Origin of the sequence: Pseudomonas fluorescens (genome assembly GCF_902497875.1) — a bacterium.
Taxonomy (GTDB): Bacteria; Pseudomonadota; Gammaproteobacteria; order Pseudomonadales; family Pseudomonadaceae; genus Aquipseudomonas; species Aquipseudomonas fluorescens_BR.
Genome location: NZ_CABVHY010000002.1, coordinates 1 through 23,500 on the forward strand (window position 1 = coordinate 1; position 23,500 = coordinate 23,500).

A 23,500-nucleotide genomic window follows, 5' to 3' on the forward strand; every position below is an offset into this window, starting at 1 on the left:
CCTGGAGCACGCTCAAATCGTCCTGCAGCAGCGGATCGTGGTGATCCTGACGCATCTCCTTGAGCAGCACGCTCATGGTCGCCAAGGGTGTACCCAATTCATGGGCAGCACCAGCGGCCTGTGTGGCCACGGCCAGCAATTGCTGATCGCGCAGGCCCTCTTCGCGGCGGATCGCCCGTAACTCTTCCTGACGCCGCAGCTCCTCGGCCATCTTCGCCGCGAAGAAGGTAATCACTGCCGCCGCCAGGGCAAAGCTCAGCCACATGCCGTAGATCTGCATCTTTTCCCGGGCGATCTGGAACGTCTCCAGCGGATAGAACTGCGCTAGCAGCAGGGTGTAAAGCGCCAGGGCAATACCGGAGAGGATCAGCGAATAGCGCCAGGGCAACGTCACCGCGGCGATGGTCAGCGGTACCAGATAATAGGACACGAAGGGGTTGGTCGAGCCACCGGAGAAATACAGCAAGGCACTGTGGATAAACAGGTCGCAGGCCAGTTGCACGGCGTATTCCAGCTCCGTGACCGGCCACGAGGTGCGCAGGCGAATGGCGGTCAGGGCGCAGAGCACCATGGAAAACCCGAGGGTTATCGCCAGTTGCAGCCAGGGCAAGGGCAGCAGATCGAACCAGTAGGCAAGCCCCACCGAGCCGGCTTGAGCGGCCAGTACCAGGGTGCGGATAAAGGTCAGACGCCAAAGGTTCTGGCGAGTGGCGGAAAGCAGTTGAACGGGGGCGAGCATGAGCTCTCCTGATGAGCGCTCCAGGCGGATCGCGTCGAGTATAACCAAGCAGCAGCCCGCACAGGCAAACTGCGGCAAACGGCCACAGCCATCAAGCGCCGCAATATACCCGTCGCACGTTCATCTTGGGGTTGATGTGTATCAAAGTTGTAACTGAGTGAACCGGATAATAAAAGCTACAGTCTGATGGTTTCACGCAGGCTCGGCCCCAGCACCTGCGGACCGCACTCAAGGAGATTCCATGCACACATTCAGCCGCAGCGCCGCCCTTCTCGCTCTCAGCGTCGGCACCCTCGCCAGCCTGCCGGCATTGGCCGTCGACGAGCTTCATTACAACCAGATTTCCCTGCGCGCCGAAGTCAGCCAGGAAGTGGCTCGCGACCTGATGATCGTGACCCTCTACAGCGAAGAGCAAAACACCGACCCGGCCAAACTCGCCGCGGACATCAGCACCACCATGAACAAGGCACTGGCCCAGGCCAAACAGGTCAAGGAAGTGACCTTGCGCCAGGGCAGCCGTAACAGCTACCCGATCTACGACAACAAGGGCCAGAAAATCACCGGCTGGCGCGAACGTGCCGAACTGCGCCTGGAAAGCTCGGACTTCGCGACCCTGTCGAAACTGACTGGCGAACTGCTGACCGAACTGAAAATGGGCGGCATGGATTTCGCCATCGCCAACCCGACCCGCAAAGCCAGCGAAGATACCTTGCTCAAAGAAGCCGTCGGCGCCTTCAAAGCCCGCGCGCAACTGGCCACCGAAGCCCTGGGCGGCAAGAGTTACAAAATCGTCAACCTGAACCTCAACAGCAACGGCTACCCGCAACCGTACATGCGCGGCCCGAGCATGATGAAGGCCGCCACCATGGATTCAGCGCCGGTGACACCTGAAATCGAAGCCGGCACCAGCCAGGTCAGCATGACGGCCGATGGGTCGATTGAAGTGTTGATGCCTTGAGGCGGTGAATCAGTCAAATCTAGTTTGACTGTGCCGCCGTCATCGCGAGCAGGTCGGATCGCCGCACCGTCGCTCCCACATTGGATCTGAGCCAGTCCACATATAGTGTGTATGGCACATAACCTGTGGGAGCGACGGTGCGGCGATCCGACTTGCTCGCGATTGGGTCTTCAACTCACTTAGTGTTCAACTGATTGATCCGGTACGCCTGATCTATCTGATCCAACGCCTTATCTACCAATAGCTTGCTCAGTTCGATCATCTGGTAAACCCCCAACACCACACTACGACGCGAGTCTTCGAGATCGAAGGCCAGATCGCAGGCAATCGCATTGGCGCTGGCGAGCGTCTCGGACGCGTTGGCCAGCAGCATTTCGGTGTCGAGGTTGGAGGCAACGGTGAAGATAGTGATCGGCTGGGCGCCAGCGAGCCTGGACTTGTCGAGTGATGGCGTCAGGTAGTGATCCATGGCACGCCGCACGGCGGCGCGGTCCTTGAGCAGGTCTTCTGTGCTCAGGGCATCCGAGATTGGCGTGGTTTTGTTGAAAGGTGGGTCTGGGACGATCTTGTCCATGTATAAGCTCCTACTGAAATGGGAGCCATCACTTGCCGGTCTCACTCGGCAAAGAGGTGGCAGCTATGTACGGGGTGAGATTACCGGACAGTAGGACTCCGGCCAGACCGAAGTCTGCCCGCACAGAGCCGCCATAAACTATTTTGCAGACGAAAAAAAACGCCTACAACAATTATGGTGGTGCTGGCGCTTTGCGCCTACTGATTCCTGGGATCTCACACCCAATCGCTGTTTTTTTCAGCGACAGCCAAAGGTTATGCGCCACCCCAAACCCAACGCAACCGCCAAAACCCGTCAGAAAATTCCCCACGCAGCCTCAGCCGACAGCGCTTTCCGTAGGAGCTGCCGCAGGCTGCGATCTTTTGATCTTCGTTTGCGTAATCATTCCATCAGGGGGGAGCGCGCCCACAAACAGGCCGGCCGGTCGGCCGCCTCGCTGTTGCTTTAGCTTTTGATCTTGATCTTGATCTTGATCTACCCGCCCCTTCGGCAGGCCGAGTGGAGGTGTTCATCAGGGGGGTGGCGCGTAGCGCCGTCAGCGAAGCTGACTCCGCCGCATTGCGGCGCCCCATGATGGACACCGGAGCGAGGGAACACCGAGCCTTAGCGAGGTGCCGTACGCCGGGGCGAGACCTTTGCTTCCTTTGGGCTGGGCCGGCACTCCGGCGTTTGCCAAAGGGAGGCGCCGTAAGGGCGAAACCATTAGTGGCCGTTACCGCAGGAATGGATATGTACACCCTCAAGAGCCAGGCGGCTGTCAGGCCGCCATCGCGAGCAGGCTCGCTCCCACATTGGATCTGTACACCCTCAAGAGCCAGGCGGCTGTCAGGCCGCCATCGCGAGCAGGCTCGCTCCCACATTGGATCTGGGTACATCCGCAAGAGCCAGGCCGGCTTTCAGACCGTATCGCGAGCAAGCTCGCTCCCACAATGGATTTTGGGTACATCCGCAAGAGCCAGGTCGGCTGTCAGACCGTATCGCGAGCAAGCTCGCTTCCACAATGGATTTGGGTACATCCGCAAGAGCCAGGTCGGCTGTCAGGCCGCCATCGCGAGCAGGCTCGCTTCCACAATGGATCTGGGTACATCCACTAGAGCCATGACGGCTGTCAGGCAGGTATCTATAAGTAACACCCTACGCTCCCATCAGGTGCGACCTACACTCCACCGCCCTTTTTCAGCACACCAAATGCAGCGAAAAACTACGCGCAAACGGTCAAATGCGTCAATACTTACACTGATGCGACATTCCTGTACGTTCGTGCCACTGTTTAAGGCTTGTAGCCACTCCGGATCTTGCATTGGGTATGGGCCCTGCATAAGTATCCGCAGGCACGACTCACGAGGTCGTCCTCTAATTCCAAAAATGACAACAAATCATGAGGCCACCATGCTCAAACACGCGGTCATTCCGTTTTTAGTCGGCGCAGGCTTGTTAGCTAGCGCACCATTCGCCCTAGCGGCGACTAACCTGGTGTTCTGCTCCGAAGGGAGCCCGGCCGGCTTTGATCCAGGCCAGTACACCACCGGAACCGACTTCGACGCCTCTGCAGAAACCATGTTCAACCGCCTGACTCAGTTCGAGCGCGGCGGCACCGCCGTTATTCCTGGCTTGGCAACCAGCTGGGACATTTCCCCGGACGTGCTGACTTACACCTTCCACCTGCGTGAAGGCGTCAAGTTCCACACCACCCCGTATTTCAAACCGACTCGTGAGTTCAACGCCGACGACGTGCTGTTCACCTTTAATCGCATGATTAACAAGGATGACCCGTTCCGCAAAGCGTACCCGACCGAATTCCCGTACTTCACCGACATGGCCATGGACACCAACATTGCCAAGGTCGAGAAAGTCGACGATCGCACCGTCAAGTTCGTGCTGAACAGCGTTGATGCTGCCTTCATCCAGAACCTGGCCATGAGCTTCGCCTCTATCCAGTCCGCCGAGTACGCCGCCCATCTGCTCAAGGAAGGCAAGCCAGGCGACATCAACCAGAAGCCGATCGGCACTGGCCCGTTCGTGTTCAAGAGTTACCAGAAAGACTCCAACATCCGCTACACCGGGAACAAGGACTACTGGAAGCCTGAAGACGTCAAGATCGACAACCTGATCTTCGCCATCACCACCGACCCGTCGGTACGTATCCAGAAGCTGAAGAAAAACGAGTGCCAGATCACCCTCTTCCCTCGTCCGGCCGACCTTAAGGCACTGCGCGAAGACAAGACCCTGAAGCTGCCGGAACAGGCCGGCTTTAACCTGGGTTACATCGCCTATAACGTCATGCCCGTGCTCAAGGGCCGCACCGACAACAACCCATTGGCCGACCTGCGAGTCCGTCAGGCGCTGGACATGTCGGTGAACAAGGCACAGATCATCGATTCGGTGTACCAGGGCGCCGGCCAACTGGCTGTCAACGCCATGCCGCCAACCCAGTGGTCCTATGACACCACCATCAAAGATGCCAAATACGACCCTGAGAAAGCCAAAGAGCTGCTTAAGGAAGCCGGCATCAAGGAAGGTACAGATATCACTCTGTGGGCCATGCCGGTTCAGCGTCCCTATAACCCGAACGCAAAACTGATGGCTGAGATGCTGCAGTCGGACTGGAAGAAAATCGGTCTGAACGTCAACATCGTCAGCTACGAATGGGGCGAGTACATCAAGCGTTCCAAGGGCGGCGAGAACCAGGCGATGATCATCGGCTGGAGCGGCGACAACGGTGACCCGGACAACTGGCTCAACGTGCTGTTCGGCTGCGACTCCCTGGCCGGCAACAACTTCTCCAAATGGTGCAACAAGGACTTTGACAAGCTCGTCAAAGATGCCAAGAAGACACCTGACCAAGCCAAGCGCACCGAACTGTACAAGCAGGCGCAACACCTCCTCAAAGACCAGGTCCCGATGACACCTATCGCTCACTCGACGGTGTTTCAACCCATGCGCACGACTGTGCAGGACTTCAAGATCAGCCCGTTTGGCTTGAACTCCTTCTACGGCGTCAGCGTCAGCAAATAAGGTCTGGCAACGGCGGCGTCCTGGACGTCGCCGTTGCTTTACCCGCCAGGACCGCAGGAATTTTCTTACATCCAAAAACTCTGCGCACTACAGCAGCAGATCTAGGACGTATTGACTTTTCCTACACGTCTTAAAGACCTTACGCATTTACTACCCGGCCTGCGACTCATACCGTCGAGGCATGGCAGCCCTGCGTTTTTGGCTGGCACGCTGCACGCGATGACTTGGGTTCAATATCTCTCCCTGTCTGCGGACAAGGAAAAATCATTGAGCAAAAACAATAAAGGAGAGGGACCGTCATGCGTCATTCCTTGGTTTTATCCGCATTACTAGGCACCGGTCTGTTGGCCGGCGCATCGATCAGCCAGGCCGCCAGCAATAGCCTGGTGTTTTGCTCCGAAGGCAGCCCGGCCGGCTTCGACACCGCGCAGTACACCACTGCGACCGACAACGATGCCGCCGAACCGATCTACAACCGTCTGGCCGAGTTCGAAAAAGGCGCTACCAACGTCGTACCGGGCCTGGCTACCCGCTGGGACATTTCCGAGGACGGCCTGACCTACACTTTTCACCTGCGTGAAGGGGTGAAATTTCACACAACCAAGTACTTCACTCCGAGCCGCGACTTCAACGCCGATGACGTACTGTTCACCTTCAACCGCATGCTCAATCCCGAGCAGCCATTCCGTAAGGCTTATCCGACCGAATTTCCGTATTTCAACGGGATGAGCTTGAACAAGAATATCGCCAAGGTCGAAAAGACCGGGCCGCTGACGGTGGTGATGACGCTCAACAGCGTAGACGCCGCCTTCATTCAAAACGTCGCCATGAGTTTCGCCTCGATCCTTTCGGCCGAATACGCAGACCAGTTGCTCAAGAGCGGTAAACCCAGCGACATCAACCAGAAGCCGATCGGCACTGGCCCCTTCGTGTTCCAGCGCTATCAGAAGGATTCGCAGATCCGTTACGCCGGTAACAAACAGTACTGGGACCCGAGCCGGGTCAAGCTCGACCAGCTGATTTTCGCGATCAACACCGACGCCTCGGTGCGCGTGCAGAAGCTCAAGGCCGGGGAATGCCAGATCACCCTGCACCCGCGCCCGGCCGACGTCGACGCGCTGAAAAAAGACCCGAAACTGCAGCTCATCGAGAAGCCCGGATTCAACCTCGGCTACATCGCCTACAACGTGCAACACAAACCCTTCGACCAGCTCGAAGTGCGTCAGGCGCTGGACATGGCGGTAAACAAGCAAGGCATTCTCAACGCGGTGTACCAGGGCGCCGGGCAACTGGCGGTCAACGCCATGCCGCCGACCCAATGGTCCTACGACGAAACCATCAAGGACGTCGCCTATAACCCGGAAAAAGCCAAAGAGCTGCTCAAGGCCGCCGGGGTCAAGGAAGGCACCGAGATCACCCTCTGGGCCATGCCGGTGCAACGCCCGTACAACCCGAACGCCAAACTGATGGCTGAAATGCTGCAGGCCGACTGGGCGAAGATCGGGCTCAACGTGAAGATCGTCAGCTATGAATGGGGCGAGTACATCAAGCGCACCAAGAACGGCGAACACGATGTCAGCCTGATCGGTTGGACCGGCGACAATGGTGATCCGGACAACTGGCTCGGCACCCTCTATAGCTGTGACGCGATTGGCGGCAACAACTACTCCATGTGGTGCGATCCGCAATACGACAAGCTGGTCAAGCAAGCCAAGATCGTGACGGATCGCGAGCAACGCACAGTCCTGTACAAACAGGCTCAGCAGTTGCTCAAGCAACAAGTCCCGATCACCCCTATCGCCCACTCGACGGTCAACCAGCCGCTGAGCGCGAAAGTCGAAGGGTTCAAGGTCAGCCCCTTCGGTCGTAACGTCTTTTCCGGCGTCGGCATTACTCCATAACCCGGTAACCAGAACCCGGAGAGCGAATTTCGCTCTCCCGCAGGCGTGCAGCCTGAATTTGATCAAATGGCCATCAGCAAACGTTTGCGATGCCTTGATTGAGTTCAAAACCAATAGTCGGATCACCCAAAAAAGACCGACATATAAAAAAGTAAGGAACTCCACCCATGAAACTGAGCAGCACCGCGTTATTGGCCTTGGCCATCAGCAGCGTTACGGCCACTGCCTACGCAGAAAGCATTAGCCAGGAATTCGTTCCGACCCAACTTAACAGCGCCAACGCGCAAGCAGAATCCAAGGGCTTCGTCGACGGCCAGAGCCTGTCGGGTACTACTCGCAACTGGTACGCCAACGAGCTGCTGCGTCGTGGTGGTAACTTCCACTACCAGAAGCATGGTGAGACCAGAGACACCCCACGCCGGATCAACTGGGTCCAGGGCACCATCCTCAACTACAGCTCCGGCTTTACCCAAGGCCCTGTGGGTTTCAGTACTGAAGTCGCGGCCTACAACGCGCTGGTCCTGGATCGCAGCCGCAAGGACATTGCCAACGGCTCCAACCGTACCCTGGCCCATTCCGATGGTGATGCGGTAGATCAGTGGAGCAAACTCGGCCTGGCCAACGTCAAGGCGCGGGTTTCCAACACCACCCTGACCGCCGGCCGCCAGAATTTCAGCAGCCCGATCGTCGACGTAATCGGTAACCGTCCGCTGCCTTCGAGCTTCGAAGGTGTGACCCTGCACAGCGAAGAGTTCGACAACCTGTCATTCGACCTCGGCACCTTCGACCGCGTGTCGCCGCGTACCGAGCAAAGCCTGTCGAAGTTTCGCAGTGAATACTCGGCCACCGGGGTTGAAACCGACCACGTCCACACCGCCGGCCTGAACTATCAGCCGCTGAAAAGCCTGAAGACCAGCCTCTACGCGGCCAATGTCGAAGACTTCTGGAATCAGTACTACTTCGGCGCCGTTCATGAACTGGGCGACAGCTCGGTCCTGAGCCTGACCACCGGCCTGAACTACTATAAAACCGTCGATGAAGGCAAAAAGAAGATGGGAGAGATCGACAACGATACCTTCTCCCTATCGTTCGGCCTGACCCACCAGGCTCACAGCCTGACGTTCGCCTACCAGCAAGTTAACGGTGACGAGTACTTCGACTACCTGCATGAAACCAACGGCATCTACCTGGCCAACTCCTTGCTTTCGGACTTCAACGGCCCGAACGAGAAGTCCTTCCAGATCGCCTACGGCATCAACATGGCCGAATACGGCGTGCCGGGCCTGAAGTTCAACATCTACCAGGCTCGTGGCTGGGGCATCGACGGTACTCACTACAAAGGCACGGCCTACAACGTGAATGCACAGGATGGCGAACACCACTATGAATACGGCATTGGTACTTCTTACGCCGTGCAGAGCGGCCCGCTGAAAGCCACCGCGATTCGCGCGACCTACACCACACACCGCGCCAGCGAAAATCAAGGAGACGGCAGCATCAACGAATTCCGTCTGGTCACTACCATTCCATTCAACATTCTCTAAGCACCAGCTGAATGGCTGATTCATTGACGAATCAGCCATTCAGGCTTTTCTGGTTCAACAGATTGCAGAGGGGTTATTGATGAACAAGCTTGCGTTACGAGCGGCGATTGCCGCCACGTTACTGGGTGTCGCTGTCGGCGTCTCGGCCAAACCCTTGGTGGTTTGTACCGAAGCCAGCCCGGAAGGCTTTGATATGGTCCAGTACACGACTGCAGTCACTGCCGATGCGGTGGCCGAAACCATCTTCAATCGTCTGGTGGATTTCAAGCCCGGCACCACTGAAGTGGTACCGGCACTGGCCGACTCCTGGGAGATCAGCGCGGATGGGCTGAGCTACACCTTTCATCTGCGCAAAGGCATCAAGTTCCACACCACCGAATACTTCAAGCCGACCCGCGAGATGAACGCCGACGACGTGCTCTGGAGTTTTCAGCGCCAGCTGGACCCGAAGCACCCGTGGCATAGCAAATCGAGCATAGGTTTCCCCTACTTCGAAAGCATGGGCTTCAGGGACCTGCTCAAAAGCGTCGAGAAAGTCGACGACCACACGGTGGTATTCACCCTGACCCGCCGCGAAGCACCGTTCCTGGCCGATGTGGCCATGCCATTCACCTCGATCTACTCTGCCGAGTACGCCGACCAGTTGCTCAAGGCCGGCAAGACCAACGACCTCAACAGCAAGCCAATCGGCACCGGGCCGTTCGTCTTGGTGCGTTACGCCAAGGACGCCCAGGTCCGTTTCAGGGCCAACCAGGATTACTTCCGTGGTCCGCCGCCGAGCGAAGCGCTGATCCTGGCAATTGCTACCGATAACAACGTGCGCCTGCAGAAGCTCAAGGCCAACGAGTGCCAGATCGCGCTGTATCCAAAACCCGATGACATCCCGAGCATCAAGGCCGACCCGAACCTGAAGGTCGACGAACTGGCGGCCATGACCACCAGCTACACCGCCATGAATACCAGCCGCAAATACATGAGCGACGTGCGGGTCCGACAGGCGATCAATATCGCCTTCGACAAGGAAGCCTACGTCAGCAGCCTGTACGGCAAGGGCAATGCCGTGGTCGGCACCGGCCCTTATCCGCCAACCCTGCTAGGCTTCAACGACACACTGAAAAATCCGCCTCGCGACCTGGACAAGGCCCGCGCGCTGCTCAAGGAAGCTGGCGTGCCGGAAGGAACGGTGCTGACCCTGTTCACCCGCAATGGCGGCGGCCCGACCAACCCCAACCCGCTGCTCGGCGCACAGATGATGCAGTCGGACCTGGCACGGGTCGGCATCAAGCTCGACATCCGCGTCATGGAATGGGGCGAAATGCTCAAGCGCGCCAAGAATGGCGAACATGACATGGTCTCGGCCGGCTGGGCCGGCGATAACGGTGACCCGGATAACTTCCTGACCCCGAACCTGAGTTGCGATGCAGCGAAAAACGGCGAAAACTACGCCCGCTGGTGCAACAAGGCGTTCCAGGACGTAATCGACAAGGCCCGTGCGGGAACCGAACCGGCAGAACGTGCTGCACTGTATGAAAAAGCTTTGGTGACTTTCGATCAGGATCAACCATGGATCCCCATGGCCTACCCGAAAATGTTCACCGCAATGCGCAAAAACGTCGAGGGTTATCACATTAGCCCCCTGACCACTAATAACTTCGCTACCACCCTGGTGAAGTAGATAAGAAACGCCCGTCATCGTTGATCCCGACGGTGCCGGGCACGCCTAACCGGCTGATGAGGTACACCAGAAGATGTTTAGTTTTATTGCCCGCCGCGTGGGGTTGTTGATCCCCACCTTCTTCGGCATCACCTTGCTGACCTTCGCATTGATTCGCATGATTCCCGGCGACCCCGTGGAAGTCATGATGGGCGAACGTCGGGTCGACCCTGAGATGCATGCCCAGGCAATGGAACGCCTTGGTCTGAACAAACCGTTGTATGCCCAGTATCTGGACTACATCGGCAAACTTGCCCAGGGCGACCTTGGCGAATCCCTGCGGACCCGTGAAAGCGTCTGGAGCGAGTTCACCTCGCTGTTCCCGGCGACCCTGGAACTGTCCATGGCCGCCCTGCTGTTCGCCGGCATCCTCGGGCTACTGGCCGGGGTGATTGCCGCCTTGAAGCGAGGATCCCTGTTCGACCATGGGGTGATGGGCATCTCCCTGGCGGGGTATTCGATGCCGATCTTCTGGTGGGGCCTGATCCTGATCATGTTCTTCTCGGTCTCCCTGGGCTGGACCCCGGTTTCCGGGCGGATCGACCTGCTGTACGACATCGAGCCGAGAACCGGCTTCATGCTCATCGATACCCTGCTCGCCGATGACACCGGGGCTTTCTTCGACGCCCTGCATCACCTGATTTTGCCGGCCATCGTGCTCGGCACCATCCCGCTGGCGGTGATCGCCCGGATGACCCGTTCCTCGATGCTTGAAGTGCTGCGTGAAGACTACATTCGCACCGCCCGGGCCAAAGGCCTGTCGCCGGCGCGCGTAGTGTTCGTTCACGGCCTGCGTAACGCCTTGATCCCGGTATTGACGGTGGTCGGTCTGCAAGTCGGCACCCTGCTGGCCGGTGCGGTTCTGACCGAAACCATCTTCTCCTGGCCCGGCATCGGCAAATGGCTGATCGAAGCCATCGGCGCCCGGGATTATCCGGTGGTGCAGAACGGCATCCTGTTAATCGCCTGCCTGGTGATTCTGGTCAACTTCGTGGTGGATATCCTCTACGGCTTTGCCAACCCACGCATCCGTCATCAGCGCTGAGATCATACTAATGAGCACTCTAACTACCTCAGTAGCAGTCGACCAAAGCCTGCTTTATCCGTCACCGTACAAAGAATTCTGGCAAGCCTTCTCGAAGAACAAAGGCGCGGTTGCCGGCCTGCTGTTCATGATCCTCGTGGTGTTCTGCGCACTGTTCGCCCCTTGGGTCGCACCACATAACCCGAGCGAGCAATACCGCGACTTCCTGCTGACGCCGCCGTCCTGGCTCGAAGGTGGACAGATTCAGTTTCTGCTCGGTACCGACGAGCTGGGACGCGATCTGTTGTCGCGCTTGATCCATGGTTCACGCCTGTCGCTGCTGATCGGCTTGTCATCGGTGGTCATGTCACTGATCCCCGGGGTCATGCTGGGTCTGTTCGCCGGGTTCTTCCCGCGCGTGCTCGGCCCGACCATCATGCGTCTGATGGACATCATGCTGGCCCTGCCGTCGCTGCTGCTGGCTGTTGCTATTGTCGCCATCCTCGGCCCTGGCCTGATCAACACCGTGATCGCTATCGCGATCGTTTCGCTGCCGTCCTATGTTCGTCTGACCCGCGCCGCGGTGATGGGCGAACTTAACCGCGACTACGTGACCGCCGCGCGCCTGGCCGGTGCCGGTCTGCCACGCCTGATGTTCATCACCGTGCTGCCTAACTGCATGGCGCCGCTGATCGTTCAGGCGACCTTGAGTTTCTCCTCGGCGATTCTCGATGCCGCGGCCCTGGGCTTCCTCGGCCTTGGCGTACAACCGCCAACTCCGGAGTGGGGCACCATGCTGGCCTCTGCTCGCGACTACATCGAACGCGCCTGGTGGGTGGTGAGTCTGCCTGGTTTGACCATTTTGCTCAGCGTGCTGGCAATCAACCTGATGGGCGACGGCCTGCGCGATGCGCTGGACCCGAAACTCAAGAACGCCGCCTGAGGAGATTCCCATGTCACTGCTAGAAATCAAGAATCTCAATGTGCGCTTTGGCGACGCCAACGCGGTCCCTGTGGTCGACGGTCTCGACCTGTCCGTGGACAAGGGTGAAGTCCTGGCCATCGTCGGCGAATCGGGTTCCGGCAAGTCCGTGACCATGATGGCGCTGATGGGCTTGATCGAGCATCCCGGCATCGTCACCGCTGACTCCCTCATCTTCGATGGCAAGGACATGCTCAAGCTCAATGCCCGCCAGCGTCGAAAAATCGTCGGCAAGGACCTGGCGATGGTGTTCCAGGACCCGATGACCGCGCTGAACCCGAGCTATACCGTGGGTTTCCAGATCGAGGAAGTGCTGCGCCTGCACCTGAAAATGTCCAGCAAGGACGCCCGCAAGCGCGCCATCGAGCTGCTGGAAAAGGTCGAAATCCCTGGCGCCGCCAGCCGCATGAATGCCTACCCGCATCAGCTGTCCGGCGGCATGAGCCAGCGCGTGGCGATTGCCATGGCCATCGCCGGCGAACCAAAACTGCTGATCGCCGATGAACCGACCACCGCCCTCGACGTGACCATCCAGGCCCAGATCATGGAGCTGCTGCTCAACTTGCAACAAGAGCAGAACATGGGCCTGGTGCTGATCACTCACGACCTGGCCGTAGTAGCCGAAACCGCGCAACGGGTGTGCGTGATGTACGCAGGCCAGGCCGTGGAAGTCGGGCAAGTGCCCGGGCTATTCGAGGTGCCAGCGCATCCGTATAGCGAAGCACTGCTGGCGGCGATTCCGGAACACAGCCTGGGTGCCGAGCGTCTGGCGACCTTGCCGGGCATCGTTCCGGGTCGTTATGACCGCCCGCAAGGTTGCCTGTTGTCACCGCGCTGCCCCTATGTGCAAGACAACTGCCGCACGCAACGCCCGGGCCTGGACCCTAAAGCCAACAGCCTCGCCCGCTGCTTCTACCCCTTGAATCAGGAGGTGGCGTAATGAGCGTCGTTCTCACCGCCCGCGACCTTACCCGTCATTACGAAGTATCCCGCGGCCTGTTCAAAGGCACGGCACTGGTTCGCGCCCTCAACGGCGTGTCGTTCGAACTGGAAGCCGGCAAGACGCTCGCTGTGGTTGGCGAGTCGGGCTGCGGCAAGTCGACCCTGGCCCGCGCCCTGACGTTGATCGAAGAGCCGTCCTCCGGCTCCTTGAAAATCGCCGGGCAGGAAGTCACCGGCGCCGACAAGGCCCAGCGCAAGCAACTGCGCAAAGACGTGCAGATGGTGTTCCAGAGCCCCTACGCCTCGTTGAACCCACGGCAGAAAATCGGCGATCAACTCGCTGAACCGCTGCTGATCAATACGAAGTTGAGTGCCGCCGAGCGTCGCGAGAAAGTCCAGGCAATGATGAAGCAGGTGGGCTTGCGTCCTGAGCACTACCAGCGTTATCCACACATGTTCTCCGGCGGCCAACGCCAACGGATTGCCCTGGCTCGGGCGATGATGCTGCAGCCCAAAGTGCTGGTGGCGGACGAACCGACCTCGGCGCTGGACGTATCGATTCAGGCCCAGGTACTCAACCTGTTCATGGACCTGCAGCAAGAGTTCAACACCGCCTACGTGTTCATCTCCCACAACCTGGCGGTGGTGCGTCATGTCGCCGACCACGTGATGGTGATGTACCTGGGCCGGCCGGTGGAAATGGGCCCTAAAGAAGACATCTACACCCGTCCTCTGCACCCTTATACCCAGGCACTGCTGTCGGCTACGCCAACGATCCACCCGGATCCGACCAAGCCGAAAATCAAGATCGTCGGCGAACTGCCCAACCCGCTCAATCCGCCGTCCGGCTGCGCCTTCCACAAGCGCTGCCCGTATGCGACCGAGCGATGCAGCACTGAAGAGCCGGCCTTGCGCCTGCTCGACAGCCGCCAGGTGGCTTGCCACTACGCTGAGCAATTCGTCGTTTGAACAAAGCATAAAATCCCTCCCGGAACCTGTCCGGGAGGGTCTTTCAAACAAGTAGCTTTTATATTCCTCGAAAGCGTTTCAACAGAGAGCAAAAATCAAGCGTGTAAAAGCTTCTCCCTGATGGGTATCTCTCACGACCCGTGTTGTATCACCGCATCTTGATCATGGAAGTTCAAGGATGGGGCGGGGCATCACCCGAATTTTCAGTCGGGAATACCCACTCCTCTTTCTCATTACGCTCAGCCTGGACTTCTGTTCCATCGGCAAATATAAACAGCCCGCTCGTACCATTAAATACGTTTCCATTCGAGTAAACCGTCCTTCCATCCGCGTGCGTTACGCTGCCGTCGGTATTGGTTATTGTCCCGTCTGAATCGTTAGCCACGGCGCCATTGGGATAAGTCACCGTCCCGTCTGCATTCTTCGTAGCATTGACGGGATGATTAAACTGCAAAAGCCCAGTCACCACACTTGACGTAACACTGACGAGCACGGGTGCAACAAAACTCTGTAGAACACTGAATTTTTCTTGGGGTAATTTATTAATTGGCGTTGGGGTAACCGAAGGTTTCACCGGTGGCTTGACCGAAACGGGGGGCTTGACCGGAGGATTCACCGGCGGTTTGACCGAAACGGGTGGCTTAACCGGAGGATTCACCGGCGGTTTGACCGAAACGGGTGGCTTAACCGGAGGATTCACCGGCGGTTTGACCGAAACGGGCGGCTTCACCGGAGGATTCACCGGCGGTTTGACCGAAACGGGTGGCTTAACCGGAGGATTCACCGGCGGCTTGATCGAAACGGGTGGCTTAACCGGAGGACTCACCGGCGGCTTGACCGGCTTGGGTGGCTTAACCGGTGGTTTAGGCTCCGCATCTACATCGAGTAGTTCGGAATTGTTCAACTCGCTCTCATTAGTGATTCCATTCATTTAACATCTCCTGAAAAAATGGTGAATTAACTACAATCAAGGCTTTTCATTTCATTAGTTTAATGACAGCACGAACAACTGTTTTTCCAATCCAGTCAACCGAGCTAAATTTAGATTATAAAAAAGCCTTACTCACTTCAATATCAAAACATCATTTCTTACAGAAAAACTATAAGCTCAACCCCCCACACTTTATTGGAAAAAACAGAACTAAGCATTCGCCTGACACAGCATCGCGATAATAGCGCACTAACAAACATGAACACCCCCACTTGATAGTGGGAGTATTCAATAGTTTCGACCGAGCGATACATCACTAAAGAGCCGGCCTTGCGCGTACTCGACACCGCTAGACGGCCTGCCATTACGCCGAGCAATTCGTCCACGGCGCGGCCTGAAAAAACGTGCTCCGATAAACGGGGCACGTTTTGGCAGAGTTGACCAAACCCCTTCTTCCCGGATTGCTCGGCAATGTGGGAGAAGGGGTTTTTCTTTTGTCCGTCATTTACATTCTATGTCTGGCTATCGCCCTCATCCTCTTCGGTGTCTGGATCGTCGGTGTTCGAGTCGTCATCTTCTGCTGCAATGATCATCGTGCTGTACGCCCCGTGCCCATTCGAGGCCTGCTCCTCATGGTCCTGACACTCCGCCCAAGCCGCCGACGCCGTACCGAGGGTGAGCAGCACCAATACTTTCAGCAACAACACACCGCGTAGAAAAATGCTCATAACCGATTCCATCCTTTCAAGGTGAAGCCTCAGAGCCTGACGGCGACAAACCCGAATGCCGTGGCGTTGTGTGAAACTCAGTTGCGATCGAGCGGGTTCTTCAGATAGGACGCTGATGAACCCCAGGAAATGCCATTGGCAGGCAGATTGGTTTTGAATAAGTGTTATGCCGAACAGCGATTTCAAAAGCCGTGATGACCTGTGGCGAGGACACTGCTCGTGTAGGAGCGCCAATAAAAAACCCCGCAGCTTTCGCAACGGGGCTTTTGGGTGTTACCGCTCAGCGCTTAATGATGCTCACGCGTCGCGCGGAATTTCACGTCCGGCCAGCGCTCTTCCATCAGCGCCAGGTTGACCCGGGTCGGGGCCAGGTAGGTCAGGTGACCACCGCCGTCGATCGCGAGGTTTTCCACGGCCTTGACGCAGAACTCTTCAAGTTTCTTCTTATCGCTGCAATCGATCCAGCGGGCGGAATACACAGTAATGGGCTCGTAAGCGCATTCGACCTTGTATTCCTCTTTCAAGCGGCTGGCGACCACATCGAACTGCAGCACACCGACGGCGCCGAGGATGATGTCGTTGCTGCGCTCCGGGAAGAACACCTGGGTCGCGCCTTCTTCGGCCAGCTGTTGCAAGCCCTGGCGAAGTTGCTTGGATTTGAGCGGGTCCTTCAGGCGTACGCGGCGGAACAGTTCCGGGGCGAAGTGCGGGATCCCGGTGAAGCTCAGTGCCTCGCCTTCGGTGAAGGTGTCGCCGATCTGGATCGTGCCGTGGTTGTGCAGGCCGATGATGTCGCCGGCGAAGGCTTCTTCCAGTTGCTCACGCTCGGAAGAGAAGAACGTCAGCGCATCGCCGATCCGCACGTCCTTGCCGGTCCGGACGTGGCGCATTTTCATGCCTTTGTCGTACCTGCCGGAGCAGATCCGCATAAAGGCGATACGGTCACGGTGTTTCGGGTCCATGTTCGCCTGGATCTTGAACACGAAGCCGGCGAATTTCTCTTCAATCGGCTCGACCGTGCGCTCGTTGGCGACACGCGCCAGCGGCTTGGGTGCCCAGTTGACCACGGCGTCGAGCACGTGATCGACACCGAAGTTGCCCAGAGCGGTACCGAAGAACACCGGGGTCAGTTGACCGTCGAGGAATTCCTGCTGATTGAATTCGTGACAAGCGCCCTGCACCAGCTCCAGTTGATCGACAAAACGAGCGTACTCGTCGCCCAGATGCGCGCGGGCTTCGTCGGAGTCGAGCTTCTCGATGATTTTCACATCGGTACGCTCGTGGCCATGGCCCGCGGTGTACACGATGATGTAGTCGTCGGCGAGGTGGTACACACCCTTGAAGTCGCGGTAGCAACCGATCGGCCAGGTGATTGGCGCGGCCTTGATCTTCAGGACCGCCTCGATCTCGTCGAGCAATTCGATCGGGTCACGGATGTCCCGGTCGAGTTTGTTGATGAAGCTGACAATCGGCGTGTCGCGCAGACGGCAGACGTCCATCAAGGCGATGGTCCGTGGCTCTACGCCCTTACCACCGTCGAGGACCATCAGTGCCGAGTCGACCGCCGTCAAGGTACGGTAGGTGTCTTCCGAGAAGTCTTCGTGGCCCGGGGTGTCGAGCAGGTTGATCATGTGATCGCGATACGGGAACTGCATGACCGACGTGGTAATGGAAATACCACGCTGTTTTTCCATTTCCATCCAGTCGGAGGTGGCATGACGGTCCGACTTTCGGGATTTCACCGTACCGGCAATAGCAATGGCCTTGCCCATCAGCAAGAGCTTCTCGGTGATGGTGGTCTTACCCGCATCCGGGTGGGAAATAATAGCGAAAGTGCGGCGTTTCGCGACTTCGGCGGCCTGTTTGGTCATGGGAAATCGCCTGGCAGGTGATTCAAAAAAGGGCAGCGATTATAGCCCAAACTCAGCCCATAACCGAACCATTGAGCACATTGGGGGTGGCGAAATGCCGCACACGGGGGAACCTTTTGCCCAGTGGAGCCGTCCACTCTCTTGTTACCACCTCGTTTCAGGGGCTGAACTATCAGCAAATCATCCTGACGAGGCTGCGCTTATGGCTCGACTTGTGCCGCTTTGCCGGCCCTTGCGAGCTGCTTTTCGCGAACGACTCTCCCGGCAGCCAGGAATGGCAGTGCCGCAAGGGAGAGCGTCCGCCGACTGAAATAAAGGAGTCCGCCTGTGGCTATTCGCTATGGCAAAGGGTTGTTGGGGTGCGCGGTTGTTTTCGCCCTCCTGGCCCTGCTGGTCCACTGGATCGGCATCAATACGATTGAACATTACCGCGACGATTTATTGTTTTATCTGCAAGCTCATCTGGTTCTAGTTCTTGTCTCCATGCTGGCCGCCCTCGTTGTAGGCATTCCCGCCGGTATTTTCCTCAGCCGACCGAATATGGTCACTCGTGCTGAACGCTTCATGCAGATCTTCAACATTGGCAACACCGTCCCACCTCTCGCCGTATTGGCCATTGCCCTGGGGATTCTAGGGATTGGCAGCGGCCCGGCGATCTTCGCTCTGTTCCTCGCCTCGCTGTTGCCCATCGTGCGCAACACCTATGAGGGCCTGAAAAACGTACAAGCTTCACTCAAGGAAGCCGCCGTCGGCATCGGCATGACCCCGGGCCAAGTGCTCTGGCGGGTCGAACTGCCCAACGCCGTGCCAATCATCATCGGTGGCGTACGTGTGGCGCTGGCGATCAATGTCGGTACCGCGCCACTGGCATTCCTGATCGGCGCCAACAGTCTGGGCAGCCTGATTTTCCCTGGCATTGCCCTGAACAATCAGCCGCAACTACTGCTCGGCGCGGCTTGCACCGCCCTGCTGGCACTGCTGCTCGACGGCCTGGTGACACTCGCCAGCCGCCTCTGGCTCGAACGCGGTCTGCGCCCGTCTTAAGCCTGAGCAAAGGAATTCACATGAAGACTGCTTTTATAAAGACAATGGGCTTGATACTAGGCTGCATCCTGCTGTTCGCAGGAATCGCCCAAGCCGCCGAAAAACCGGTGATCCGCATCGGCGCTCGGGTTTTCACCGAGCAAACCCTGCTGGCTGAAATCACCTCCCAATACTTGCGCACCAAGGGTTATGACGCCCAGATCACCGGTGGTTTGGGTAGCAACCTGGCCCGTGGCGCTCACGAAAGTGGACAGCTCGATCTGATGTGGGAATACACCGGCGTTTCGCTGGTGGCTTACAACCACGTCACCGACAAACTCGACAGCGCTCAGTCCTACGCTCGGGTAAAAGAACTCGACGCAAAAAAAGGCCTGATCTGGCTCACTCCGTCGAAATTCAGCAATACCTACGCCCTGGCGCTGCCGGAAAAGACCGCAAAGGCTTATCCGCAGATCAACACCATCAGCGAGCTGAATACAGTGCTGCAGGCTGAGGCGAAGACCCATCACCTGATGGCCCTGGACACCGAGTTTGCCAACCGTTCCGACGGTCTGGACGGCATGGTGAAGCTTTACGGAATGAACCTGACCCGCAAAAACATCCGCCAGATGGATGCCGGGCTGGTCTACACCGCCTTGCGCAATGGTCAGGTGTTCGCCGGTCTGGTCTACACCACTGACGGTCGATTGAACGCCTTCAAGCTCAAACTGCTGGAAGACGATAAGCATTACTTCCCGGACTACACCGCAGCTCCCGTGGTGCGTCAGGTGTACCTCGACGCCCACCCGAAACTCGCGGAAGAACTCAAGCCGCTGGCCGAACTGTTCGACGACGTAACTATGCGCGAGCTCAACGCGCGGGTCGATGTCAATCACGAAAGCCCTTCATCCGTTGCCGCAGATTTCCTGCGCCAGCATCCCTTGAACTGAGAGGAGAAGACATGGAATTTATCAACGCCTTTTCCCATCTGGACTGGCCGCTGGTCCTGCAACTGACCTGGCAACACATCACTCTGGTCGGGATCGCCGTGACCCTGGCAATTGTCGTTGGCGTGCCGCTGGGCATCCTGATGACTCGCTTCCCAACCCTCGCCGGTCCGCTGCAAGCCAGTGCCACTGTGCTGCTGACCGTTCCGTCGATCGCGCTGTTCGGCCTGCTGTTGCCGTTCTACTCGAAGTTCGGCCAGGGCCTGGGGCCGATGCCGGCGATCACCGCAGTGTTTCTCTATTCGCTGCTGCCGATCATGCGCAACACCTACCTCGCCCTGACCGGCGTCGACCCGGGCATCCGTGAAGCCGCACGCGGCATTGGCATGACCTTCGGCCAGCGCCTGCGCATGGTCGAACTGCCGATCGCCGTGCCGGTGATCCTCGCCGGCGTACGCACCGCCGTGGTGATGAACATTGGTGTCATGACCATCGCCGCGACCATCGGCGCCGGTGGCCTTGGTGTACTTATTCTCGCTTCAATCAGCCGCAGCGATATGTCGATGCTGATCGTCGGCGCCGTGCTGGTCAGTCTCCTGGCCATCTTCGCCGACCTGCTTCTGCAATGGCTGCAACGCACGCTGACTCCCAAAGGACTCCTGAAATGATCGAACTTCAAAACCTCAGCAAGACCTTCCAAAGCAACGGCAAAGACGTGAAAGCCGTGGACTCGGTGAACCTGATCGTCAATGAAGGCGAGATCTGCGTATTTCTCGGGCCTTCGGGGTGCGGCAAAAGCACCACGCTGAAAATGATCAACCGCCTGATCAAACCGACCTCGGGGAAAATCCTGATCAACGGTGAAGACACCACCGACCTCGATGCCGTGACGCTGCGCCGTAACATCGGCTATGTGATCCAGCAGATCGGCCTGTTCCCGAACATGACCATCGAGGAAAACATCACTATCGTTCCGCGCCTGCTCGGTTGGGACAAGCAGAAATGCCACGACCGCGCCCGCGAACTGATGAGCATGATCAAGCTCGAACCCAAGCAGTACCTGAACCGCTATCCCCGTGAATTGTCCGGTGGCCAGCAACAGCGGATCGGTGTGATTCGTGCCTTGGCGGCCGATGCTCCGCTGTTGTTGATGGATGAACCGTTCGGCGCGGTCGACCCGATCAACCGCGAAATGATCCAGAACGAGTTCTTCGAAATGCAGCGGGCGCTGGGCAAGACCGTGATCATGGTCAGCCACGACATTGACGAAGCGATCAAGCTCGGCGACAAGATTGCGATCTTCCGTGGCGGCAAGCTGATTCAGTTCGATCATCCGGATACCCTGTTGGCGCACCCAGCGGATGACTTCGTCAGCAACTTCGTCGGCCAGGACAGCACCCTCAAGCGTCTGCTGCTGGTCAAAGCCGAAGACGCGGCGGACAACGCGCCGTCGGTCAGCCCGGAAACTCCAGTGGCCGAAGCCCTGGAATTGATGGACGAACTGGACCGTCGCTACGTGGTGGTCACCTGCGCCGAGAACAAGGCCATGGGCTATGTGCGTCGCCGCGACCTGCACCGCCAGACCGGCACCTGCGCGCAATACTTGCGCGAGTTCAATGCCACCGCGGCGTTCGACGAACATTTGCGCATCCTGCTGTCGCGAATGTACGAGTTCAACCGTTCGTGGTTGCCGGTGATGGATGCCGAGCGGGTGTTCCTCGGTGAGGTGACCCAGGAATCGATTGCCGAATACCTCAGCTCCGGCCGTTCGCGCGGTGGCAAGACCAGCATTGTTTCGCCTGCCGAGGCAGCGGTGGCCTGATCTGACCCTGTGGCGAGGGGGCTCGCCCCCGTTCGGCTGCGAAGCAGTCGTAAAATCGGTGAATGCGGTGTGCCTGATGCAACGCCTTTGCAGTTTTTAGGGCCGCTGCGCGCCCCAGCGGGGCGGTGCGGCGTTCCGACAAGCCCCCGCGCCACAGGTTAGTAAATCCCACCGAAAATCCCCAATCGGGGAACATCAGCCTGTCATCTGGGTCCGTTACATAAGTGATTGACCCCGACCACACGACGGACGCGTGTAAAAACGCGACATTTTTTGTTGATCTCAAGCCTCTCACGTCCTAAAGTTCGCGCCGAACGTCCATGCTGGAAACGATCCATCCGGCTCAAGTACTGACGACGAGACAGCAAGGTCACCCGTAGCGCACTGCACGGATGACCTTTTTTGCTTTCGGCGGACATGCCTTGGGAAGTAGGCGAACCAAAGTGGGGATACGGAGGACGTTCATTTGCACCCATTGATAATTTCAGTTTGCCAGTAGGAGTTCCAGCATGTCGATCAAGGTCGAAGATTATTACGCACGCGAAACCTTCGATAAAATGAAGGCTTTCGCCGACAAGCAAGAAACTCCATTCGTGGTCATCGACACCGCGATGATCAGCAAGGCCTACGATGACCTGCGTGCCGGCTTCGACTTCGCCAAGGTTTATTACGCGGTCAAGGCCAACCCGGCCGTGGAAATCATCGACCTGCTCAAAGAAAAAGGCTCGAACTTCGACATCGCCTCGATCTACGAGCTGGATAAAGTGATGAACCAGGGCGTCAGCGCCGATCGCATCAGCTACGGCAACACCATCAAGAAATCCAAGGACATCCGCTACTTCTACGAGAAGGGCGTGCGTCTGTACTCCACCGACTCGGAAGCCGACCTGCGCAACATTGCCAAGGCCGCGCCAGGCTCGAAAGTCTATGTACGGATCCTCACCGAAGGCTCCACCACCGCTGACTGGCCGTTGTCGCGCAAATTCGGCTGCCAGACCGACATGGCCATGGACCTGCTGATCCTCGCCCGCGACCTGGGCCTGGTGCCTTACGGCATCTCCTTCCACGTCGGCTCGCAACAGCGCGACATCAGCGTCTGGGACGCGGCGATCGCCAAGGTCAAAGTGATCTTCGAACGCCTGAAGGAAGAAGACGGCATCGTGCTGAAGCTGATCAACATGGGCGGTGGCTTCCCGGCCAACTACATCACCCGTACCAACAGCCTGGAAACCTACGCTGAAGAAATCATCCGTTTCCTCAAGGAAGACTTCGGTGATGACCTGCCGGAAATCATCCTCGAGCCAGGCCGCTCGTTGATCGCCAACGCCGGCATCCTGGTCAGCGAAGTGGTACTGGTCGCCCGTAAGTCGCGCACCGCAGTGGAGCGTTGGGTCTATACCGATGTGGGCAAATTCTCCGGCCTGATCGAAACCATGGACGAAGCCATCAAGTTTCCGATCTGGACCGAGAAGAAAGGCGAGATGGAAGAAGTGGTCATCGCCGGCCCGACCTGCGACAGCGCCGACATCATGTATGAGAACTACAAGTACGGCCTGCCGTTGAACCTGGCCATTGGCGATCGCCTGTACTGGCTGTCGACCGGCGCGTATACCACCAGCTACAGTGCTGTTGAGTTCAATGGCTTTCCGCCGCTGAAGTCGTTCTACCTGTAAATTTTCGCCTGCTGCACCAAAAAGGCCCGTGAGTTTTCACGGGCCTTTTTTCGTTTAAAACGATAGGGCCAGCAGCCTATCCTTTCGTCGCCACAGGTTTCGGCAAGGCCAGTCCTCCGTACAAGCATTTTTAGTGGGGCTAA

Annotated in this window: 18 protein-coding genes and 1 pseudogene; 14 read left to right on the plus strand and 5 right to left on the minus strand. The window is 58.0% G+C overall.

Annotation, left to right across the window (positions count from 1 at the left end):
* A pseudogene (locus F8N85_RS01480) lies at nucleotides 1-739 on the minus strand (sensor histidine kinase); the annotation flags it as partial.
* A gap of 241 nt (nucleotides 740-980) precedes the next feature.
* On the opposite strand from F8N85_RS01480, the gene F8N85_RS01485 reads away from it, so the two are divergent.
* A complete protein-coding gene (locus tag F8N85_RS01485; protein WP_150801926.1) occupies nucleotides 981-1,697 on the plus strand; it encodes an SIMPL domain-containing protein in 717 nt (238 codons plus the stop codon).
* Between the two features lie 175 nt (nucleotides 1,698-1,872).
* Here F8N85_RS01485 and F8N85_RS01490 read toward each other — a convergent pair whose 3' ends face one another.
* On the minus strand, nucleotides 1,873-2,271 hold the full coding sequence (locus tag F8N85_RS01490; RefSeq protein ID WP_150801927.1) for a DUF6124 family protein: 399 nt from the start codon (nucleotides 2,269-2,271) through the stop codon (nucleotides 1,873-1,875).
* 1,389 nt (nucleotides 2,272-3,660) lie between these two features.
* Here F8N85_RS01490 and F8N85_RS01495 point away from each other — a divergent pair.
* The 8 genes from F8N85_RS01495 to F8N85_RS01530 all read left to right on the plus strand — a co-directional run bounded on the left by F8N85_RS01495 (nucleotide 3,661) and on the right by F8N85_RS01530 (nucleotide 14,362).
* A complete protein-coding gene (locus F8N85_RS01495; RefSeq protein ID WP_150801928.1) occupies nucleotides 3,661-5,286 on the plus strand; it encodes an ABC transporter substrate-binding protein in 1,626 nt (541 codons plus the stop codon).
* A gap of 299 nt (nucleotides 5,287-5,585) precedes the next feature.
* Complete coding sequence (locus F8N85_RS01500; RefSeq protein WP_150801929.1) at nucleotides 5,586-7,187, plus strand: ABC transporter substrate-binding protein; 1,602 nt, start codon at nucleotides 5,586-5,588, stop codon at nucleotides 7,185-7,187.
* Nucleotides 7,188-7,354: 167 nt separating this feature from the next.
* Entirely contained in the window at nucleotides 7,355-8,731 is a 1,377-nt protein-coding gene (locus F8N85_RS01505; RefSeq protein WP_150801930.1) for an OprD family porin, read from the plus strand.
* A gap of 79 nt (nucleotides 8,732-8,810) precedes the next feature.
* Complete coding sequence (locus F8N85_RS01510; RefSeq protein WP_150801931.1) at nucleotides 8,811-10,406, plus strand: ABC transporter substrate-binding protein; 1,596 nt, start codon at nucleotides 8,811-8,813, stop codon at nucleotides 10,404-10,406.
* A gap of 73 nt (nucleotides 10,407-10,479) precedes the next feature.
* On the plus strand, nucleotides 10,480-11,490 hold the full coding sequence (locus tag F8N85_RS01515) for an ABC transporter permease subunit (RefSeq protein ID WP_150645256.1): 1,011 nt from the start codon (nucleotides 10,480-10,482) through the stop codon (nucleotides 11,488-11,490).
* Between the two features lie 10 nt (nucleotides 11,491-11,500).
* Nucleotides 11,501-12,412, plus strand: coding sequence for an ABC transporter permease subunit (locus F8N85_RS01520; protein ID WP_150801932.1), 912 nt, complete (start codon nucleotides 11,501-11,503; stop codon nucleotides 12,410-12,412).
* Between the two features lie 10 nt (nucleotides 12,413-12,422).
* The gene (locus F8N85_RS01525) at nucleotides 12,423-13,391 is read left to right on the plus strand and encodes an ABC transporter ATP-binding protein (RefSeq protein ID WP_150801933.1); all 969 of its coding nucleotides are present in this window, start codon (nucleotides 12,423-12,425) and stop codon (nucleotides 13,389-13,391) included.
* Nucleotides 13,391-14,362 (plus strand): peptide ABC transporter ATP-binding protein, encoded by a 972-nt coding sequence (locus F8N85_RS01530; RefSeq protein WP_150801934.1) that lies wholly within the window; start codon nucleotides 13,391-13,393, stop codon nucleotides 14,360-14,362. Before F8N85_RS01525 ends, F8N85_RS01530 begins: the two co-directional genes overlap by 1 nt.
* Before the next feature lie 172 nt (nucleotides 14,363-14,534).
* Here F8N85_RS01530 and F8N85_RS34475 read toward each other — a convergent pair whose 3' ends face one another.
* The 3 genes from F8N85_RS34475 to F8N85_RS01545 form a co-directional block, all read right to left on the minus strand.
* A complete protein-coding gene (locus F8N85_RS34475; protein ID WP_191636088.1) occupies nucleotides 14,535-15,293 on the minus strand; it encodes a hypothetical protein in 759 nt (252 codons plus the stop codon).
* A 512-nt stretch (nucleotides 15,294-15,805) separates the two neighbouring features.
* The gene (locus F8N85_RS01540) at nucleotides 15,806-16,021 is read right to left on the minus strand and encodes a hypothetical protein (protein WP_150801935.1); all 216 of its coding nucleotides are present in this window, start codon (nucleotides 16,019-16,021) and stop codon (nucleotides 15,806-15,808) included.
* A 287-nt stretch (nucleotides 16,022-16,308) separates the two neighbouring features.
* The gene (locus F8N85_RS01545; RefSeq protein ID WP_150801936.1) at nucleotides 16,309-17,892 is read right to left on the minus strand and encodes a peptide chain release factor 3; all 1,584 of its coding nucleotides are present in this window, start codon (nucleotides 17,890-17,892) and stop codon (nucleotides 16,309-16,311) included.
* A 327-nt stretch (nucleotides 17,893-18,219) separates the two neighbouring features.
* On the opposite strand from F8N85_RS01545, the gene F8N85_RS01550 reads away from it, so the two are divergent.
* The 5 genes from F8N85_RS01550 to F8N85_RS01570 all read left to right on the plus strand — a co-directional run bounded on the left by F8N85_RS01550 (nucleotide 18,220) and on the right by F8N85_RS01570 (nucleotide 23,357).
* A complete protein-coding gene (locus tag F8N85_RS01550; RefSeq protein WP_150801937.1) occupies nucleotides 18,220-18,936 on the plus strand; it encodes an ABC transporter permease in 717 nt (238 codons plus the stop codon).
* Between the two features lie 20 nt (nucleotides 18,937-18,956).
* Nucleotides 18,957-19,865, plus strand: a complete 909-nt coding sequence (locus tag F8N85_RS01555; RefSeq protein ID WP_412072471.1) for a glycine betaine ABC transporter substrate-binding protein — start codon at nucleotides 18,957-18,959, stop codon at nucleotides 19,863-19,865.
* Between the two features lie 11 nt (nucleotides 19,866-19,876).
* Nucleotides 19,877-20,530: an ABC transporter permease gene (locus F8N85_RS01560; protein WP_150801938.1), complete on the plus strand. Its 654-nt coding sequence runs from the start codon at nucleotides 19,877-19,879 to the stop codon at nucleotides 20,528-20,530.
* On the plus strand, nucleotides 20,527-21,684 hold the full coding sequence (locus F8N85_RS01565) for a betaine/proline/choline family ABC transporter ATP-binding protein (RefSeq protein WP_150801939.1): 1,158 nt from the start codon (nucleotides 20,527-20,529) through the stop codon (nucleotides 21,682-21,684). The genes F8N85_RS01560 and F8N85_RS01565 overlap by 4 nt, the downstream gene beginning before the upstream one ends.
* Nucleotides 21,685-22,193: 509 nt before the next feature.
* Complete coding sequence (locus tag F8N85_RS01570) at nucleotides 22,194-23,357, plus strand: type III PLP-dependent enzyme (RefSeq protein WP_150801940.1); 1,164 nt, start codon at nucleotides 22,194-22,196, stop codon at nucleotides 23,355-23,357.
* Nucleotides 23,358-23,500: the final 143 nt, after the last annotated feature.

Coding starts and splice junctions, on each gene's coding strand:
- F8N85_RS01565 (WP_150801939.1), top strand. CDS start 20,527: ATGATCGAACTTCAAAACCTCAGCAAGACCTTCCAAAGCAACGGCAAA.
- F8N85_RS01525 (WP_150801933.1), top strand. CDS start 12,423: ATGTCACTGCTAGAAATCAAGAATCTCAATGTGCGCTTTGGCGACGCC.
- F8N85_RS01540 (WP_150801935.1), bottom strand. CDS start 16,021: ATGAGCATTTTTCTACGCGGTGTGTTGTTGCTGAAAGTATTGGTGCTG.
- F8N85_RS34475 (WP_191636088.1), bottom strand. CDS start 15,293: ATGAATGGAATCACTAATGAGAGCGAGTTGAACAATTCCGAACTACTC.
- F8N85_RS01530 (WP_150801934.1), top strand. CDS start 13,391: ATGAGCGTCGTTCTCACCGCCCGCGACCTTACCCGTCATTACGAAGTA.
- F8N85_RS01490 (WP_150801927.1), bottom strand. CDS start 2,271: ATGGACAAGATCGTCCCAGACCCACCTTTCAACAAAACCACGCCAATC.
- F8N85_RS01505 (WP_150801930.1), top strand. CDS start 7,355: ATGAAACTGAGCAGCACCGCGTTATTGGCCTTGGCCATCAGCAGCGTT.
- F8N85_RS01520 (WP_150801932.1), top strand. CDS start 11,501: ATGAGCACTCTAACTACCTCAGTAGCAGTCGACCAAAGCCTGCTTTAT.
- F8N85_RS01555 (WP_412072471.1), top strand. CDS start 18,957: ATGAAGACTGCTTTTATAAAGACAATGGGCTTGATACTAGGCTGCATC.
- F8N85_RS01500 (WP_150801929.1), top strand. CDS start 5,586: ATGCGTCATTCCTTGGTTTTATCCGCATTACTAGGCACCGGTCTGTTG.
- F8N85_RS01545 (WP_150801936.1), bottom strand. CDS start 17,892: ATGACCAAACAGGCCGCCGAAGTCGCGAAACGCCGCACTTTCGCTATT.
- F8N85_RS01570 (WP_150801940.1), top strand. CDS start 22,194: ATGTCGATCAAGGTCGAAGATTATTACGCACGCGAAACCTTCGATAAA.
- F8N85_RS01515 (WP_150645256.1), top strand. CDS start 10,480: ATGTTTAGTTTTATTGCCCGCCGCGTGGGGTTGTTGATCCCCACCTTC.
- F8N85_RS01485 (WP_150801926.1), top strand. CDS start 981: ATGCACACATTCAGCCGCAGCGCCGCCCTTCTCGCTCTCAGCGTCGGC.
- F8N85_RS01495 (WP_150801928.1), top strand. CDS start 3,661: ATGCTCAAACACGCGGTCATTCCGTTTTTAGTCGGCGCAGGCTTGTTA.
- F8N85_RS01560 (WP_150801938.1), top strand. CDS start 19,877: ATGGAATTTATCAACGCCTTTTCCCATCTGGACTGGCCGCTGGTCCTG.
- F8N85_RS01510 (WP_150801931.1), top strand. CDS start 8,811: ATGAACAAGCTTGCGTTACGAGCGGCGATTGCCGCCACGTTACTGGGT.